The sequence below is a fragment of the Sinorhizobium prairiense genome, assembly GCF_029201645.2.
GTDB classification, from domain to species: domain Bacteria; phylum Pseudomonadota; class Alphaproteobacteria; order Rhizobiales; family Rhizobiaceae; genus Sinorhizobium; species Sinorhizobium meliloti_A.
The window spans coordinates 1,545,312-1,560,099 of the sequence record NZ_CP104133.1 but is presented as its reverse complement, the minus strand read 5'-3'; the positions used below and the strand labels follow the sequence as shown (position 1 = coordinate 1,560,099).

Annotated in this window: 16 protein-coding genes and 1 pseudogene; 7 read left to right on the top strand and 10 right to left on the bottom strand. The window is 61.2% G+C overall.

The window, feature by feature from the left end; genetic code table 11:
* The first annotated feature begins 6 nt into the window (after positions 1 to 6).
* Entirely contained in the window at positions 7 to 378 is a 372-nt protein-coding gene (locus N0Q91_RS30585; RefSeq protein WP_100670265.1) for a hypothetical protein, read from the top strand.
* Positions 379 to 381: 3 nt separating this feature from the next.
* Here N0Q91_RS30585 and N0Q91_RS30580 read toward each other — a convergent pair whose 3' ends face one another.
* The 7 genes and pseudogenes from N0Q91_RS30580 to N0Q91_RS30550 all read right to left on the bottom strand — a co-directional run bounded on the left by N0Q91_RS30580 (position 382) and on the right by N0Q91_RS30550 (position 7,791).
* A complete protein-coding gene (locus N0Q91_RS30580) occupies positions 382 to 1,440 on the bottom strand; it encodes a LacI family DNA-binding transcriptional regulator (RefSeq protein WP_275599136.1) in 1,059 nt (352 codons plus the stop codon).
* 106 nt (positions 1,441 to 1,546) lie between these two features.
* Positions 1,547 to 2,826 (bottom strand): annotated as a pseudogene (locus N0Q91_RS30575) (D-tagatose-bisphosphate aldolase, class II, non-catalytic subunit).
* 2 nt (positions 2,827 to 2,828) lie between these two features.
* Positions 2,829 to 3,770, bottom strand: coding sequence for a tagatose kinase (locus tag N0Q91_RS30570; RefSeq protein ID WP_275599135.1), 942 nt, complete (start codon positions 3,768 to 3,770; stop codon positions 2,829 to 2,831).
* Between the two features lie 23 nt (positions 3,771 to 3,793).
* Positions 3,794 to 4,756, bottom strand: coding sequence for an ABC transporter permease (locus N0Q91_RS30565; protein WP_100670268.1), 963 nt, complete (start codon positions 4,754 to 4,756; stop codon positions 3,794 to 3,796).
* Positions 4,753 to 6,264 (bottom strand): sugar ABC transporter ATP-binding protein, encoded by a 1,512-nt coding sequence (locus N0Q91_RS30560; protein ID WP_275599134.1) that lies wholly within the window; start codon positions 6,262 to 6,264, stop codon positions 4,753 to 4,755. Before N0Q91_RS30560 ends, N0Q91_RS30565 begins: the two co-directional genes overlap by 4 nt.
* Before the next feature lie 101 nt (positions 6,265 to 6,365).
* Complete coding sequence (locus tag N0Q91_RS30555) at positions 6,366 to 7,256, bottom strand: substrate-binding domain-containing protein (protein ID WP_010975799.1); 891 nt, start codon at positions 7,254 to 7,256, stop codon at positions 6,366 to 6,368.
* A 157-nt stretch (positions 7,257 to 7,413) separates the two neighbouring features.
* Complete coding sequence (locus N0Q91_RS30550; RefSeq protein ID WP_100670271.1) at positions 7,414 to 7,791, bottom strand: GFA family protein; 378 nt, start codon at positions 7,789 to 7,791, stop codon at positions 7,414 to 7,416.
* A gap of 222 nt (positions 7,792 to 8,013) precedes the next feature.
* Here N0Q91_RS30550 and N0Q91_RS30545 point away from each other — a divergent pair, with 222 nt between their 5' ends.
* Both N0Q91_RS30545 and N0Q91_RS30540 read left to right on the top strand, forming a co-directional pair.
* Complete coding sequence (locus tag N0Q91_RS30545; RefSeq protein WP_275599133.1) at positions 8,014 to 8,460, top strand: DUF427 domain-containing protein; 447 nt, start codon at positions 8,014 to 8,016, stop codon at positions 8,458 to 8,460.
* A gap of 191 nt (positions 8,461 to 8,651) precedes the next feature.
* Positions 8,652 to 9,383 (top strand): carboxylesterase family protein, encoded by a 732-nt coding sequence (locus N0Q91_RS30540; protein ID WP_102762600.1) that lies wholly within the window; start codon positions 8,652 to 8,654, stop codon positions 9,381 to 9,383.
* A gap of 168 nt (positions 9,384 to 9,551) precedes the next feature.
* On the opposite strand, the gene N0Q91_RS30535 is transcribed toward N0Q91_RS30540, so the two are convergent.
* Both N0Q91_RS30535 and N0Q91_RS30530 read right to left on the bottom strand, forming a co-directional pair.
* On the bottom strand, positions 9,552 to 10,061 hold the full coding sequence (locus N0Q91_RS30535; protein ID WP_102762601.1) for a DEAD/DEAH box helicase family protein: 510 nt from the start codon (positions 10,059 to 10,061) through the stop codon (positions 9,552 to 9,554).
* A gap of 21 nt (positions 10,062 to 10,082) precedes the next feature.
* The gene (locus N0Q91_RS30530) at positions 10,083 to 10,508 is read right to left on the bottom strand and encodes a hypothetical protein (protein ID WP_127709561.1); all 426 of its coding nucleotides are present in this window, start codon (positions 10,506 to 10,508) and stop codon (positions 10,083 to 10,085) included.
* Here N0Q91_RS30530 and N0Q91_RS30525 point away from each other — a divergent pair.
* A complete protein-coding gene (locus N0Q91_RS30525) occupies positions 10,490 to 11,869 on the top strand; it encodes an enoyl ACP reductase FabMG family protein (protein ID WP_275599132.1) in 1,380 nt (459 codons plus the stop codon). The genes N0Q91_RS30530 and N0Q91_RS30525 overlap by 19 nt on opposite strands.
* Before the next feature lie 95 nt (positions 11,870 to 11,964).
* Here N0Q91_RS30525 and N0Q91_RS30520 read toward each other — a convergent pair whose 3' ends face one another.
* Positions 11,965 to 12,720: a DeoR/GlpR family DNA-binding transcription regulator gene (locus tag N0Q91_RS30520; RefSeq protein WP_275599131.1), complete on the bottom strand. Its 756-nt coding sequence runs from the start codon at positions 12,718 to 12,720 to the stop codon at positions 11,965 to 11,967.
* Positions 12,721 to 12,952: 232 nt separating this feature from the next.
* Between N0Q91_RS30520 and N0Q91_RS30515 the strand changes: the two genes are divergently transcribed.
* The 3 genes from N0Q91_RS30515 to N0Q91_RS30505 all read left to right on the top strand — a co-directional run bounded on the left by N0Q91_RS30515 (position 12,953) and on the right by N0Q91_RS30505 (position 14,751).
* A complete protein-coding gene (locus tag N0Q91_RS30515) occupies positions 12,953 to 13,552 on the top strand; it encodes an NUDIX domain-containing protein (protein ID WP_275599130.1) in 600 nt (199 codons plus the stop codon).
* Positions 13,540 to 14,004, top strand: a complete 465-nt coding sequence (locus N0Q91_RS30510; RefSeq protein WP_275599129.1) for an acetyltransferase — start codon at positions 13,540 to 13,542, stop codon at positions 14,002 to 14,004. Before N0Q91_RS30515 ends, N0Q91_RS30510 begins: the two co-directional genes overlap by 13 nt.
* Positions 14,005 to 14,277: 273 nt before the next feature.
* The gene (locus N0Q91_RS30505; protein WP_275599128.1) at positions 14,278 to 14,751 is read left to right on the top strand and encodes a GNAT family N-acetyltransferase; all 474 of its coding nucleotides are present in this window, start codon (positions 14,278 to 14,280) and stop codon (positions 14,749 to 14,751) included.
* The last annotated feature ends 37 nt before the right edge of the window (positions 14,752 to 14,788 follow it).

The following is a 14,788-nucleotide window of genomic DNA, read 5'->3' as shown; positions in this document are numbered from 1 at the left end:
TGCGTCATGAACGATCCCGTCCGCGAACCACCCATTGCCGGCGCAATTCTCTTCCTTCTGGCCGGGCCGATCCTTTGGGGTGGACATCTGCTTGCCGTCTATACTTTCCACGCCGTGGCATGCACCGCCGCGGGGCCGTGGGCGACCACCATCGTTCCGGGATCCATCGTCGTGGCCACACTCGCCGCGGCCGGAGCACTCTTGCTGGCCTTCTCTTTTCCGGGAAAGCTCGCGCAAGCGCTTCGCTGTGCCGATCCGGGAGACGACCAGCCTTTCCTGATCCGCGCGGGGCGCCTTCTGACGGTCCTGGCCCTGACGGGCGTCCTGTGGACCGGCTCTGGGGCGCTCGCGCTTGCGCCATGCGCGCAGTTCAGGTGAGTTCTAAGCCGAACCGCGCAACATGATCTCCGCGCTCAGCAAAATGCGTTCGTCGTCGCGAAAGGCTTCACCGTTACCCGAAGCCTCGCCGAGCTTGAACAGGAGCAGTTCGATCGCCAGCCTGCCGATTTCGTTGTAGTTCTGCGCGACCGTGGTCAGTGGCGGACAGGTGTAGCGGGACAAGGGATGGTCGTCGTGCCCGGCGACCCTCAGATCGCTGTCGGCATCCCGCCCGACTTTCAGGCCGGATTGAAACGCGGCGGCAATGACGCCGAAGGCGACGCGGTCGTTCGCGCAAAGAACGGTTTGCGTCGGGAAACCGCCACTGGACAGGATGCGCAGCGTCTCGTCGAAGCCGAACTTCTCGAAGTCCCAGGAGGCATATGCCGTCGTCTCTACGACCGCCGGCTTCATCTTCAGCTGCCGCATGGCCTCGACATAAGCGTCCTGGCGCGCCATGGCGTTGTTGTTGACCGGGGGCATGCCGAGATAGCAGGGCGGGCCACCCGAACGGCAGAGATAGTCGACCATCAGCCTGAAGCTCTGCCGGTTGTCGGTTCCGACGAAGGAGGAACTGTCGTCGAGCGGCGAGTCGACATAGATCAGCGGTATGCTTTGTCCGAGCGCGCTCAGCTTCTGGTGATGCGACTGGACGCCGAGCGGCGCGATGATCGCGCCGGCGACGTTCATCGACTTGAAGGTTTCGATCGCCCGTTCTTCCATCTCGGGCCTGCCGTCCGAGGAAAGGACGAAGGCGAGGAACCCCGCCTGATCGGCAATATGCTCGATGCGGCGCGTCAGCGCCATGTAGAACGGGTCCGTCGAGTTGGGCACGATGACCCCGAGGATATTGGTGCGGCGGCGGTTCAGGTTGACGGCGAAGATGTTCGGCCGAAAGCCCGATTGCTTTATCGCCGCCTCGATGGCGTCGCGTGTCTTCTTGCGCACCGATGAGGGGTCGTTGAAATATTTGGAGACGGTGGGGCGCGACAGTCCGACGAACTCCGAAAAATCCTCCATCGTCTTGATCTGTCTGGTCACGGTCGAAGCGTCCCCGCTCATCTGATTTGGTCTTTCGGAATATTCACCGATCACGGAGCTTCCGCTAGAGCGGGTTGAGGAAAAGTGTGCGCGGCTTTCCGCCCGCATCCCGCTCTGACGTCTTGATCTAGACCCGGCACGCTGCGAAATAGTCCTGCAGAACGGCGTCGACGGCGGCAAGTGCCAACGGCTTGGCCTGCGGAGCGACCTCGCCATTGCGAACGCGCGCGTAGCTGCCGGCGAGAAACTGGCTGATCAGCGTTTCCGGGATCGCAACGCCGTCGAGCAGAGACATGAGTTCGTCCACGGCTGCAGCGGCCTTCGGATGCGGCCAGTAATAGCGTATGCGGTCGCTATAGGAGAAGTGCCGCTGGAGGCGCTGCTCGTCCGCCGAGCCGTGATAGTATTTGCCCCAGTTCGCCGGTTCCTCGCGCATCACCGATTCCGTGACTTCGGCAAGCGTCCGCTCGCGCGCGCCCGGAAAGAGAAAGGCAGCGATCTGGTCGAGGCCGTAGAGGGCTTCACGAAGAGCAAAGGTGAGGCCGGGTCCGACCTTCAGGATCGCGAAGCCGTCGGCGACCAGTTGGCGAAGCGCATCAGGCGTCTGGTAATCGGTGGAATGGGCCTCGAAGACCATCCCGTCAAGTTGGCCCAGCGTGGCGCTGAGTTTTTCGGCCCTGGCACGATCATAGGCAATGACGTTCTCGTTGCCGAATTCCACGCCCGGCTGGACGACGGCGCCCACGACGCGGCTGAAGGCACCGGCGGCGCCGGCTTCATCGAATGCCGCGCGATGGACGCGCACGGTTTCGATGGCGGCTTCGGGAGCAGTCACCTCGAGGGTGTCCAGCTCTTCGAGCGCGCCACCAGGTATCGGGACTTCGGTGCCGATGATGTAGACCGGGAGTACGCCCCCACGGCCGCCGATGGCGTCTTCGGCGACGGCCGCCAGCCGCGCCGCGCGGGCCGCCGTCGTGGCATCGGGCAAGGCCGTCGGTTCGCCGGCGCATCCCATGCTGGTGTCGAGATGCAGCTTGGTGAAGCCTGCTTTCGCGTAGGCCGCGATCATCGCCTCTGCCTTGGCCATCGCCTCCGCGGCGGGCAGATGCTTCCAGGGATTGGGGCCGAGATGGTCGCCGCCGAGCAGGATCTTCTCCCGGGGAACGCGATCCGGTCGGCGATGGCGCCGACGAAGCGGGTGAAATCTTCAGGCGTCATTCCGGTATAGCCGCCGTCCTGATTGACCTGGTTGCAGGTCGCCTCGATCAGCACCGGCGTATTCTCCCGGCGCGCACGCAGCATGGCGGCTTCGATGACGAGCGGGTGCGCGGAACAGATCGACGGTATGCCGCGCGGACCGGGGCGCTTGCTCCACCGGGCGATGTCGATGAGATAGTTCTCTTGCATGATCAGGCCTGTTGCTCGCTGATGAATCGTTCGAGTTCCGCGCGTGTCGAAGCGCCTTCCATAGGGCCGAAGTGCATGACGGCGCGGGCGCCGGAAGCGGCGGCGAATTCAAGGGCCTCGAGGGGGCTCGCCCCGTTGAGCCAGAAGCTGACGAAGGTGGCGCCGAAGCAATCGCCGGCCCCGGTCGGGTCGACCTCCTCGACAGGGAAGCCCGGCAGGGAGAGCGCCGTCGCGGCATCGAAATAGCTGGCGCCTGCTGCGCCGCGTTTGACGACGACGGCTTTGATGCCGGATGCGAGGAGTTCCGCGACCGCCTGACCTTCCGTCTTGGCTTCGGTGAAGAGGAAAAGCTCGTCTCCGCTCGGCAGGAAGAGATCTGTCTCGGCGAGCACCGTAAGCAGCGCCTCGCGCATGCCGGGGCTTTTGAGGATTTCCGGGCGAAGATTCGGATCGAAGGAGACGGTGCCGCCGCCCGCCTTGACGATCCCGATCGCGCCGAGAATGCTTTCGACCACGCTCGGCGCGTAGAGCGACGAGCCCATGACATGGATATGGCTGCATTCGCCGACGAGCCGGGTCATTCGCTCGTCGAGCATGATCTTGCCGCAGGCGCTGTCGCGGATGTTGAAGACGAAAGCGCGGCTGCCATCGGGCCGGTAGCGGACGAAGGCGCTGCCGGTCGTGGCGAGCGGATCGACCTCGATGCCGGAAATGTCGACGCCGTCGCCCTTGAGGCGTTCGAGGTTGACCGTGCCGAAATCATCCCCTCCGACGCGGGAGATGATCGCGCATGGCTGACCGAGCTTCCCGGCCTGGTCGATGAATATGGCCGGTGCACCTGAAGGGAAGGGGCCGATGAGCGGCGTCGCCTGGCGGAACCCGTCACCCTTCTCGGTCGCGATGATCTCGACGAGAATCTCGCCGATCGTCAGTATCTTGTGCATGTGGATGTCACTCGTGTCGGGGTTCAGCGCTTTGCCTGCTTGGCGCGGACGTCGAGCCAGACGGCGACGAGGATCACCAGGCCCTTGACGATCAGCTGATAGAAGTAGGGGACGGAGAGCATGTTCATGCCGTTGTTCATCACGCCGATGATGAGCGCGCCGATCAGCGTGCCGACCATGGTTCCGACGCCGCCGGCAAGGCTGGTGCCGCCGAGAACGGCCGCGGCGATGGCGTCAAGTTCGTAGCTCATGCCCGCATTGGTCTGTGCGGAGAACAGGCGGGAGGAAAGCAGAATGCCGCTGATGGCCGCCATCACGCCGGAGATCATGAAGATCAGGATCTTCAGCCGGTCGACCTTGATGCCGGAGTAGACGGCCGCCTCGCGGTTGCCGCCGGTCAGATAGGCGCGCCGGCCGAAGCTCGTCTTGCTGAGCACGATCTGATTGATGACGAAGAGGACGGCGACGACCCAGATGATGATCGGCAGCCCCAGGAAACTCTCGGTGCCGATTGCGGTCCAGGTTTCGTTCTCGATCATGGCCGGCGCGCCGTTGGTGGGCAGGCTCACCATGCCGCGATAGATACCCATGGTCGCGACGGTGACGATGAAGGACGGCAAGAGCAGCTTGGCCGTCAGCACCCCGTTCAGCATTCCCATCAGGGCGCCGGCAACGAGCGTCAGCGCGATCGCCGGCACGAAACCCATCCCGAAGGCAAAGCATTGCGCCCCGACCATTCCTGCCACCGCGATGATCGAGCCGACGGAAAGGTCGATCTCGCCGAGCAGGATCACCCACGTCATCCCGAAGGCCGCGATCGCGACAACGGCGACCTGCTGCAGGATGTTCATGAAGTTTACAACCGTCATGAAGCGCGGGTTGAAGAAGGAAAAGACGATGCAGAGCATCACCAGCGAAAGGAAGATGCCGCCATATTGCTTGAGAGCCCGAACGAGGGCGGCTTTGGCTGCTGTGTTCTGTGTCATGATTGAAACCCTGTCGCGTGAGCCATGATCGTCTCTGGAGTGAGGGCGGAGCCTTCGAGCGTGGCGCCGGGCGCGCCTTCATGCATGACGACCACGCGGTCGCTCATTCCCAGGACTTCGGGCAGGTCGGAGGAGATCAGCAGAATTGCCGTTCCCTCGGCCGCCAGCTGGCGGATGATCTTGTAGATCTCGAATTTCGCGCCGACGTCGACGCCGCGGGTCGGCTCGTCGAGGATCAGCACCCTGGGTCGCGTGAGCAGCCATTTGGCGAGCACGATCTTCTGCTGGTTGCCGCCGCTGAGGGCCCCCGCCGGCGTTTCCAGCGAGTTCGTCTTGATGGAGAGCTTCCCGACCTGGTCGGATGCCGCCGCCCGTTCCGCGCCGTTGCGGATGAAGCCCAAACCTCCGGCGAAGTTCGCGAGAGCCGCCATGGATATGTTCCACTCGACGCTGTGGCCGAGGACAAGGCCCTCTTCCTTCCGGTTCTCCGTCACGAAACCGATGCCGCGGGCGATGGCCTCGTCCGGGGAACGGAACCGCACGGACTCGCCATCGAGGCGAACCGTGCCTTCGGCGTTCTTCATGCCGAAGAGCGCGTTCATCACCTCCGAGCGGCCCGAACCGACAAGGCCGAAGAAGCCGAGGATCTCACCGGCGCGCACGTGGAAGGACACGTCGTGAAACTCGCCTTCGCGCGTCAACCGGTCGACTGCAAGGACCGGGGCGCCGTCCGCCGCCACACGGTGCATCGGCGGCGGGTAGATTTCGTCCATGCGGCGCCCGACCATCAATGCGATCAGCGTCTCGATGGTGACTTCGTCGCGCGCATGCGTCGCGACATATTCGCCGTCTCTGATGACGGTGATGTCGTCGCTGAGCCGCATGATCTCTTCCATGCGGTGCGAAATATAGATGACCGCGGCGTTGCGCTGCTTCAGCCGGCCGATGATCTCGAAGAGGATCTCGGCCTCGCTGTCGCTGAGCGAGGAAGTCGGCTCGTCCAGAATGACGACCTTGGCATCATGGCTCAGGCCCTTGGCGATCTCGACGAGCTGTCGCTGGGCGATCGAGAGATTGCCGACCTTCTCCGTCACGTCGATGGGAAGTCCGAGGTCGGCTACGATCCGTTGCGCCTCTGCGACGAGCGCCTTGTCGTTGATGAAGCCGAAACGGCGTGGCTCGCGCGTGGCGAGGATGTTCTCAGCGACCGTCAGATTGTTGCAGAGGCTCAATTCCTGGAAGACGATCGCCAGCCCGAGCGAGGCGGCTTCCTGCGGGTTGGCGGGCCGGTAGGGCTGCCCGTCGAGAACGATCTCTCCCGACGTTGCCCCGTGCACGCCGGCGAGAATCTTCATCAAGGTCGATTTGCCGGCGCCGTTTTCGCCGAGCAGTGTATGCACCCGGCCGCGCCGGACCTCGAGCCGCATCCCCTTGAGGGCGGCGACCTGCCCGAAGGACTTGGTGACATCGGTGATCTTGAGAATGGTATCCGCAGCGGAACCATGCATGGCGGGCCTCCTTCAGCCGGACCGGAGCGTATCCGGCGGCATGCGCCGGATACGCCCGTGGTATGCCGCCGCCAGCAGGCGGCAGCCGTCCTGGGAGGGACCTATTTCCCGGTGTAGACGCCCGGTACGATCGGCTGCTCGGCCGGCACCGTCTCTCCGGCGACAACCTTTACGGCGGTGTCGATCGCCTGTTTGCCCATCTGGTCCGGGAATTGCTGGATCACGCCGACCATTACCGGATTGCCGTCGACGGCATCGCGTGCTTCCTTCATGCCGTCGAAACCGATGACCTTGACCTGCGATTCCAGTCCGGCAGCCTTGACGGCAACGGCCGCGGCAAGGGCCGCATCGTCGCCGAAGCCGAAAATGCCGGTAATGTCGGGGTTGGCCTGCAGCATGTTCTGTGCGGCGGCGAGGGCTTCTGCGCGGGTGATGCCCGTCTGGGTCGCGACGATCTCCATTTCCGGATGCTTGGCGATCGCTTCCTTGAAGCCGTTGACGCGATTGACCACCGACTGAACCGTCGGATAGTCGATAATGGCGACCTTGCCCTTGTTTCCGAGAACCTCGGCCATGAGCTCGCCCGCCTTCACGCCGCCGGTGAAATTGTCGGTGCCGATATGCGACGTCACCGTCGCCCCATTGGCCGGAACGTCGACGGTGATCACTTTGATGCCGGCCTTTTCCGCCTTTGCGATGGCCGCGCGTACGCCCTGGCTGTCGACAGGTGAGATGACAATTACATCAACGCCCTTGACGATGAAGTCCTCGACGTCGGCGAGCTGCTTGTTGAGATCCTGATTGGCGATCGCCACTTCGAGCGCGACATTCTTTTCCTTGGCTTCGGCTTTCATCGCCTCGGCGAGCTCAATGTAGAACGGGTGCTGCTGGGTCAGGAGCGATGCGCCGATACCGTCGGCGAAGGCGCCGGATGCCAGCAAGGTGAGCGCGGTGCCGGCGACGAGAGTTTTGAGAATGCGGGGCATATTCATGGTTTCCTCCCTTGGAAACGGCGGGCCTTCAACGTTTGCAACCAGGCAGGCGGGCCCTCCCGTCCCTGACCTTGGCAGGGAGTAAACATCATAAAACTTATCGCGCGTCAATTTTAAAAAGAACACACAACAACAAAAATCAGCGCGCGAGAAAATATTAGCTTCGGCTTCGATCCCCCGGATATTGCGGCACCGGAAGGGGAGGCAACCACCCTTCGCGCCGGACGACCCAGATCTCGTATTGGGGATTGAGGGCGGCCGGGGCGTCGTCCAGTGACCCGACGCGAATTTCGGTTTCCTCTTCTCCCGGGTTGAAGAGCCGCGATCCGCAGTCGGGGCAAAAGCCACGGCCGGCGAATATCTTGACTTCGCCAGAGCTCTTGAAAGCCCGGGTGGGCCAGACGGCGAAGGTCACGAAAGAAGAGCCGCTTTCCTTGCGGCAGTCCGCACAATGGCAAAGTCCCACCCGCAAAGGTTCTCCGCGCACCTCATATCTCAGCGCGCCGCAAAGGCACCCACCTGTTCTCGCAATCATCTGCCGGCATCTCCAATCTGGCTAAACATCAAGCGGGATCAAGGAAAGGCGCATGCCCGTTTCCGCCCGCATCCGCTCCAACTCTTTCAGATATCCGATGGTTCATGATTTTGTTTGGCCGGACCGGAAGCCATCCCAGCCCGTCGAGGCGGTGCGGCCCTTGGGGAGCGGGAGGCGTGACCCTATCTAAGGGGCGGTGCAACCACCTGAAGGCGAACGCTCATGTCAGACAAGCCGATCAGAATTCCAGGCCCCGACCATCCGATCACTGTCGAACGCAATCCCCGGCGTGTTGTAGTCAGGCTCGATGGCCGCATCGTGGCCGATACGCGCGACGCGCTCACATTGCGCGAGGCGTCCTATCCGCCCGTGCAATACATCCCCCGCAGCGACGTCGACATGTCGCTGCTTGCGCGCACCGATCATGGGACCTATTGCCCCTACAAGGGCGATGCGTCCTATTACAGCATCGCGGCCGGTGGCGAACGCTCGAAGAATGCCGTCTGGACCTATGAGAATCCGCATGAAGCGGTCCGTGAGATCAAGGAGCACATGGCATTCTATCCGGACCGGGTGGATGCGATCGAGGAAACGTGGCGGCAGGACCCGCTCGCTCGGCTCGACCTGTCTGCCCTTCTACGAGAAGGAGAGAACGGCCTGACCCAGTGATTGCTCGCCACGCCGGAGGTAATTCTTCACTCGACAACCGGGCTGTCAGGTCGCGCTTCCGGGATTGCCGCGGCGTTCCGCGACAATCCTTCCCCGAGGCGACGGTTCCATCCCCGGGGTAGGGAGGCTTGAGTTCTCGTTTTTCGGTTCCATTTGATGCTTGCAGGCAACATTATGAAGCAGGTGGTCGAATGACGCGGAACATCATGGCACTGGCTTTCACGGCCGTAATTGGAATGGGCAGTGCAGGCGTGGCGCATGCAGAGCAGTTGGCAGCGAGATCGAGCACCAGCATAAAGAATGATCTCAACTATCTGATTTACACGCCGGACGACTATGCGTCGTCCAGCAACGCGTATCCGCTTGTCGTGTGGCTACACGGCGGCGATCAGGGCGGGACCGATATCGAGAAAGTCAGATCGAGTGGCATTCCGAAATTGATCGAGGAGGGAAAGAAGTTCCCCTTCCTGGTGTTTTCACCTCAGAATCCGAGTGAAGAGCTGCTTTATCCGATCGAGAAAGTCGAGGCGGCGCTCGACGAGGTTATGTCGAAGTATCGCGTCGATCGCGCGCGTGTCTATGTCGTGGGGTTCAGTCGCGGCGCTTTCGCTGCTTGGGCCATGGCAGAACAGTTTCCCGAAACATTCGCCGCTGTCGTTCCGATCGCCGGCGGCGGCAATCGCCACTACCTTAGCAGAACAAATGAAAAGGCAGCCTTCTGGGTGTTCCACGGCACGAACGATGAAGTCATCCCTTTGTCGGATTCAGTCGTGCTTTATGAGCGGCTTGTGGGTCTGAAGCGTAATGCTCGTCTGAGTGTCTTGGAGGGCGTGGACCACTCGGGCGTCGAGCGGGCCGCCTTGAACGATCCCGAGCTCTGGGACTGGCTTCTGAAACAGCGCCTTGAGGTTGCGCCTGAGTAGACCTGTCGATCCTCAGCGCGTACCGCGAATGCGAACGGCGTCTGCTTGGCGCCCGCTCCGATCAGAAAGCCCGGTGAAGCCGACACCGCCGCCAGTGAGCCGTACGGCAGCTAGCGGCTTTCTCGCAACAATCAGTTGCTTCCCTCCCTATCACAAACCTGCCGGGCTTCAGGTGAGTTTAGCGAGGATCGCGTCGACGACACTTGGGACGGTATTCGCCGTGTCGATATCGATGCCGGCAGGAAGATACTTCCGGGTACGATGATAGCGGAGTACCAGGGCCCGCTCGGCCGGCTCGAAGCCCGGCTCATTCGGCCGCCCATCCAGTCGTCGGTTCAACGTCTCAACGTCGATGTCGAGCACGAAAACCTTATCGAACAGGTCCAGGAATTTGTGGAAATTGCGCGAGCCGCCACAAAAGAACGTGGCAGGATGGGTGGTGTCGGCAGCAATAGCGCGGACCTTCTCGACAGACCAGATCCAGTGCGCGTATCCCCAAGCGATGCGGTCTGCGCCTTCGGGTGGTCCTGCGAGCGCCTGGCCTGTCTCGGGGTCGCCGACATAGGCCAAAACGCGGTCACCATGGACGACATGGTAGCCCCGCCGCTCCAGTTCGGTAGCGACAGACGTCTTTCCGGTACCCGAGCCGCCTTCGATTAGATAGTTCTTGATGCCCATGGGTCCTTTTTATCACCGCCTTCAATCCGGGTGTGAAGACACTCTACCTGGGGTGCGCTCAACAAGGGTATCGCCTTGCGGAAAGAAGATACCCACAAACTTCGAGCCGCCAGCAAACAGCGCTGTCAACGGCGCTCCGCTTGCTAGTGCCGCTGCCGCACCGATGCCACCCGAAGCTGCATCGAGACCTTCCGGCCCCTCGATCCAGACGGACGTGCCGCCGAAAGCCGCACTCGTTTCGGTATCGGCGCGCCGATCTCCAACGGCCTCGGCATTTCGCCGCATTGCAGGAACAGCAGAGACCGACTTCACGTTTTGAAATGAACGGTCACCGAAAATGAGTTCCCATTCGGTGCCAGTGCGGTCATGTCTTTGCGACGCTCGTATGAGCCATTGCTCGACGACACACGAATCAAAGAGCTGACAGCATGGAAAATCCGGTTGCACTGAATCGTCTTTCCGAGAACACGGTCTTCCGTAAAGGCGATGTTTTCGTACTCTTCGGCGAACTGTTCGGCCGCGGATACGCCACCGGTTTGCTCGAGGAAGCCCGGCGGGCTGGAATGGAGATTGTCGGGATCACCGTCGGGCGGCGCGACGAGAACAACGCGCTTCGGCCGCTCGACGCCGAGGAACTGTCTTCGGCGGAGGCCCGGCTGGGCGGCAGGATCATCAACATACCTCTTATGGCGGGATTCGATCTCGATGCGCCCGTAGGCGGCCCAACTCCCACCGATCTCCTGGCAAAGATGACGCTTGAGAGCTGGGAACACGACAAGCTCGACTGGGACTATGTGAGGCAATGCCGCGACATCGCCACTGCGCGTTTTACGGAGTCGCTTGCAAAGGTCATGACCGTTCTCGACGGAATGATCGCCGCTGGCCGCAATGTTTTCTTCGCCCACACAATGGCCGGAGGCATCCCGAAGGCGAAGGTATTATTGGTCGTCGCCAATCGAATCTACAAGGGAACCGGAACCCGCCACATGTCGTCGCAGACCTTGCTCGACAGTGATATGGGAAAACTCATCCTGCAGAATTTTGACGACGTCTCCGCAAACACCTTTCGCCATCTCATTGATTTCAGCGCGGCGATTCGCGAGCGCGTGGAAGCTTCGGGCGGTCAAATACGATATACGGCCTATGGTTACCACGGATCGGCGATCCTCATTGACGGAAGCTATCGTTGGCAGACCTACACCAACTACACCCAGGGTTATGCCAAGATGCGGCTCGAAGGCATTGCAGAGGAAGCCTGGGCGAAAGGCATCAAGGCAACTGTCTATAACTGTCCCGAAATCCGGACCAATTCGTCCGATGTGTTCACGGGTATCGAACTGCCCCTGATACCGCTGCTGCTTGCGTTGAAGAAAGAAAACGGTGGCCAATGGGCAGACGAACAGTGGCAGGCCTGCGAGCAGCTTCTGGCAGACGGCTTAACCATGAAGGATGTGTTCCGGAAGATCACCGACATGCAGGCCAGCGAGGTCATGCGCCCGTTCTATGAGTTTTCGGCATGGCCCATGGCAAACAGCCAGGCACAGGCCGATTTGACCATCGGAACGTCCAACGAAATCACCCGGATGCATCGGGATAGCAAGTTGATGATCAGCGATCTCCTGAGCGGTCTCGTCGTGAAGGCAACCGGGCAGCTGATTTTCGGCGAATCTTCCGAACCCTCCGGTCCCGTCCTGTGGCTCAACCACGATATCGTGGCTCGGCGACTTAACGCTTCCCACCCGCATGCGAAGTCTCCCGCGCCGCTTATCACGCAGGGAACGGAATCTTCGCACCTTGAGATGGCGTGACGGGCTCCCGGCTTAGCTTGGAAGCTGGTGTTTTGGCCATGAAGCGACGAATCTTGCGACAGGAATGAGCCTTCATTTCCGCCACTGTCCGCCATTTACGACGATATGATCTGCATGCCTAGATCGCGAAGAGGGGTGATCAGATCCTCGGGACACTTCCTGCTCACAATAAGCCCGTCGACGTCATCGAAGCCAACGACGCTGTACGCGGAGACGGCACCGAGCTTTTCCCTCGAGCCAAGCACGACCGTCTCCGCAGCCTGCCGGCAGATCGCCCGCTTCACCGCCGCCTCCTCGCGGTCTCCCGTCGTCAGGCCGTGCTCTACATGGATACCGGTCACGCCCATGAAGTAGAGATCCACGCGGATCTGCGAAATTGCTTCGATGGCGACGGCGCCTACGGAGACGTTCGAATGCTTGTAGATGTGACCGCCGATAAGCTCCACATCCACCCCCGGATGATCAAGAAGAGCGGTTGCGACGTCGGGGCTATGGGTCACGACCGTCGCCTTCAAGGCCTTTGGGAGGACGCGCGCGAGCCTGATTGTCGTCGTGCCTCCATCCAGGAAGACGATCTGTCCTTCCTTGACCATGCCGGCGGCGACCTTGGCGATCTCGGCCTTGTCGTTGACGGACACATTTCGGCGCGTGGGAAGGTCTTTGAGTGCCTTGGAGGCGGGGAGAGCGCCGCCATGCACGCGTTGAAGTAGTCCTTCGCCAGCAAGCTCCCGAAGGTCTCGCCGGATCGTGTCCTCGGATAGGCCCAGCTTCCGGCTGAACTCTTTCGCGACGATCCGGCCTTCCTTGCCGAGGGCGTCGAGGAGCAGCGCCTTGCGCTCAGTGGTCAGCATGTGGACGCTTCCTTTTCAGATAGTGCAAACCTGGCAATAACCGCTGCAATTGAATCCCTGGCTCCAGCCCGTGGCGGCTCTGCAATGCAGCCTCGGGAGTGACTGCAGGAATTTCCCGAACGTGGAAGCTCGCCTTAACGCGCCCCCCATGATGCGTCCGTCGCCTATGCTCCACATATTGCACGAACACAAATATCATGCAATATCGTGCAGTATGTGATGGAGAACGTGTATGTCGGTTGCAGATCGGATTCGGGTCGAGCAGGTGACCACCCTGTCGGACGACTGGTATGTCCTGAAGAAGACGACCTTCAGCTTCCGTCGGAGGGACGGAGAGTGGCAGAGACAGAGCAGGGAGACCTACGATCGCGGCAATGGCGCAACGATCCTGCTTTACGATTTGCAGCGCCGAAAGGTCTTGCTCACCCGGCAGTTCCGCTACCCTGCCTTTGTCAACGGGTATGACGATCTTCTGATCGAGACACCCGCTGGCCTTCTGGACAAGGCAACCCCGGAAGAGCGGATCAAGGCGGAGGTGGAGGAGGAGACCGGATACCGCGTCACCGATGTCAGTCAGGTGTTCGAAGCGTTCATGAGCCCTGGATCGGTGACGGAACGGCTTCACTTCTTTGTCGGAGCCTATTCGGCCGCTGATCAAGTATCGGAGGGCGGTGGCGACCCGGACGAAGGCGAAGACATTGAATGTCTGGAGCCGACAATCGAAGAGGCGCTGAGGATGATCGCCGACGGCCGGATCCGCGACGGCAAGACCATTATGCTCCTGCAATATGCGGCGCTGCACCTCTTCAAGGACACCGCATGTTCACCTTGAGAGCGGCGAAATGCGAAGACCTTGCGCGCAACTTCGAGATCTGGCGCACGTCGGTTCTGGCGACGCACCAGTTTCTCTCGGCGGAAGACTTCGACGAGTTCAGCGAGCTCGTCGCGAAGTCGTACCTGCCAACCGCAGATTTTACAGTTGCGGTTGACGCAGATGACACCGCCCATGGGTTCATGGGCACGACTGGAGATCATGTCGATGCCTTGTTCGTCCACGCTGACAGTAGGGGTCAAGGCATCGGGCAGCTCCTTCTGCATTCGTTTCTGGCACCCCGGAGCGAGGCGACCGTCGACGTCAACGAGCAGAACGCCTCCGCAAAAGGCTTCTATGAAGCCATGGGCTTTGATCAGCAGGGACGATCGGACACGGATTCAGAGGGTCGACCGTATCCGATCCTTCACATGCGCTGGAGGCGCGAACGTGACCCGACTGTTAAGACGTGATAGAGAGCGTCTGGCGTCGTGACCTTGGACGGGGGACCGGGCCGGGATCGGATAACGAGCAGGAGTTCTTCGCCGATGCCCCCGGGCAGGCGCAAGGAGGCGCTTACTGCCGACAGGCCGCCAGGGCGGTTCGGACTGCCCGAAGAGTTTCAGCCATGGCGCTCTGCTGGCGTCGATGAATGCTCCCTAAATCATCGACACTGACTTGAACATCGATAGCGCGATTCTCACAGGGTCGATCGCCCATCCAGACCGAGGGTAAATTCATAAGCGATGAGTTCCGATCCGTGCAGCATCAAGATTCGTCGGGCTAGATCTACTGAACCAGAGGCTGTGGCATCTGTATTCCGGAGGTCGCGCCAAGCCTTTCTCCCCTACTTGCCAGATCTGCACACCTTTGAGGAAGACAAGGCCTACTTCCGCAACATCGTGTTCCGAGACTGCGATGTGTGGGTGGCTGACGAACAGCAGTTCGTCGTCGGCTTCTGCGCCTTCAAGCAAGGTTGGGTGGAACATCTTTACCTCCTGCCTGGCTATACGGGCCGCGGGATCGGCCGGAAGCTGATTGCGAAGGCGCAGGACCATTTCGACCATCTTCAGCTCTGGGTCTTCCAGGCGAATGTTGATGCGATCGCCTTCTACGAGCGAAACGGCTTCGTCAGGATTCGTGAGACGGACGGAACCGACTGTCAGGAGAAGATGCCCGATGCGCTATATCGGTGGGATGCCGGCGTGACAGCAGGGTAACGTCGGTGTCGCGTCGGCCTCAGGAACCTTTAGCAAC

Bases quoted from the DNA above. Each gene is read 5' to 3' on its own strand.
- N0Q91_RS30510 (WP_275599129.1), top strand. From the start codon at position 13,540: ATGTTCACCTTGAGAGCGGCGAAATGCGAAGACCTTGCGCGCAACTTC.
- N0Q91_RS30550 (WP_100670271.1), bottom strand. From the start codon at position 7,791: ATGATTGCGAGAACAGGTGGGTGCCTTTGCGGCGCGCTGAGATATGAG.
- N0Q91_RS30505 (WP_275599128.1), top strand. From the start codon at position 14,278: ATGAGTTCCGATCCGTGCAGCATCAAGATTCGTCGGGCTAGATCTACT.
- N0Q91_RS30580 (WP_275599136.1), bottom strand. From the start codon at position 1,440: ATGAGCGGGGACGCTTCGACCGTGACCAGACAGATCAAGACGATGGAG.
- N0Q91_RS30560 (WP_275599134.1), bottom strand. From the start codon at position 6,264: ATGCATGGTTCCGCTGCGGATACCATTCTCAAGATCACCGATGTCACC.
- N0Q91_RS30540 (WP_102762600.1), top strand. From the start codon at position 8,652: ATGACGCGGAACATCATGGCACTGGCTTTCACGGCCGTAATTGGAATG.
- N0Q91_RS30535 (WP_102762601.1), bottom strand. From the start codon at position 10,061: ATGGGCATCAAGAACTATCTAATCGAAGGCGGCTCGGGTACCGGAAAG.
- N0Q91_RS30545 (WP_275599133.1), top strand. From the start codon at position 8,014: ATGTCAGACAAGCCGATCAGAATTCCAGGCCCCGACCATCCGATCACT.
- N0Q91_RS30570 (WP_275599135.1), bottom strand. From the start codon at position 3,770: ATGCACAAGATACTGACGATCGGCGAGATTCTCGTCGAGATCATCGCG.
- N0Q91_RS30525 (WP_275599132.1), top strand. From the start codon at position 10,490: ATGGAAAATCCGGTTGCACTGAATCGTCTTTCCGAGAACACGGTCTTC.
- N0Q91_RS30565 (WP_100670268.1), bottom strand. From the start codon at position 4,756: ATGACACAGAACACAGCAGCCAAAGCCGCCCTCGTTCGGGCTCTCAAG.
- N0Q91_RS30520 (WP_275599131.1), bottom strand. From the start codon at position 12,720: ATGCTGACCACTGAGCGCAAGGCGCTGCTCCTCGACGCCCTCGGCAAG.
- N0Q91_RS30585 (WP_100670265.1), top strand. From the start codon at position 7: ATGAACGATCCCGTCCGCGAACCACCCATTGCCGGCGCAATTCTCTTC.
- N0Q91_RS30555 (WP_010975799.1), bottom strand. From the start codon at position 7,256: ATGAATATGCCCCGCATTCTCAAAACTCTCGTCGCCGGCACCGCGCTC.
- N0Q91_RS30515 (WP_275599130.1), top strand. From the start codon at position 12,953: ATGTCGGTTGCAGATCGGATTCGGGTCGAGCAGGTGACCACCCTGTCG.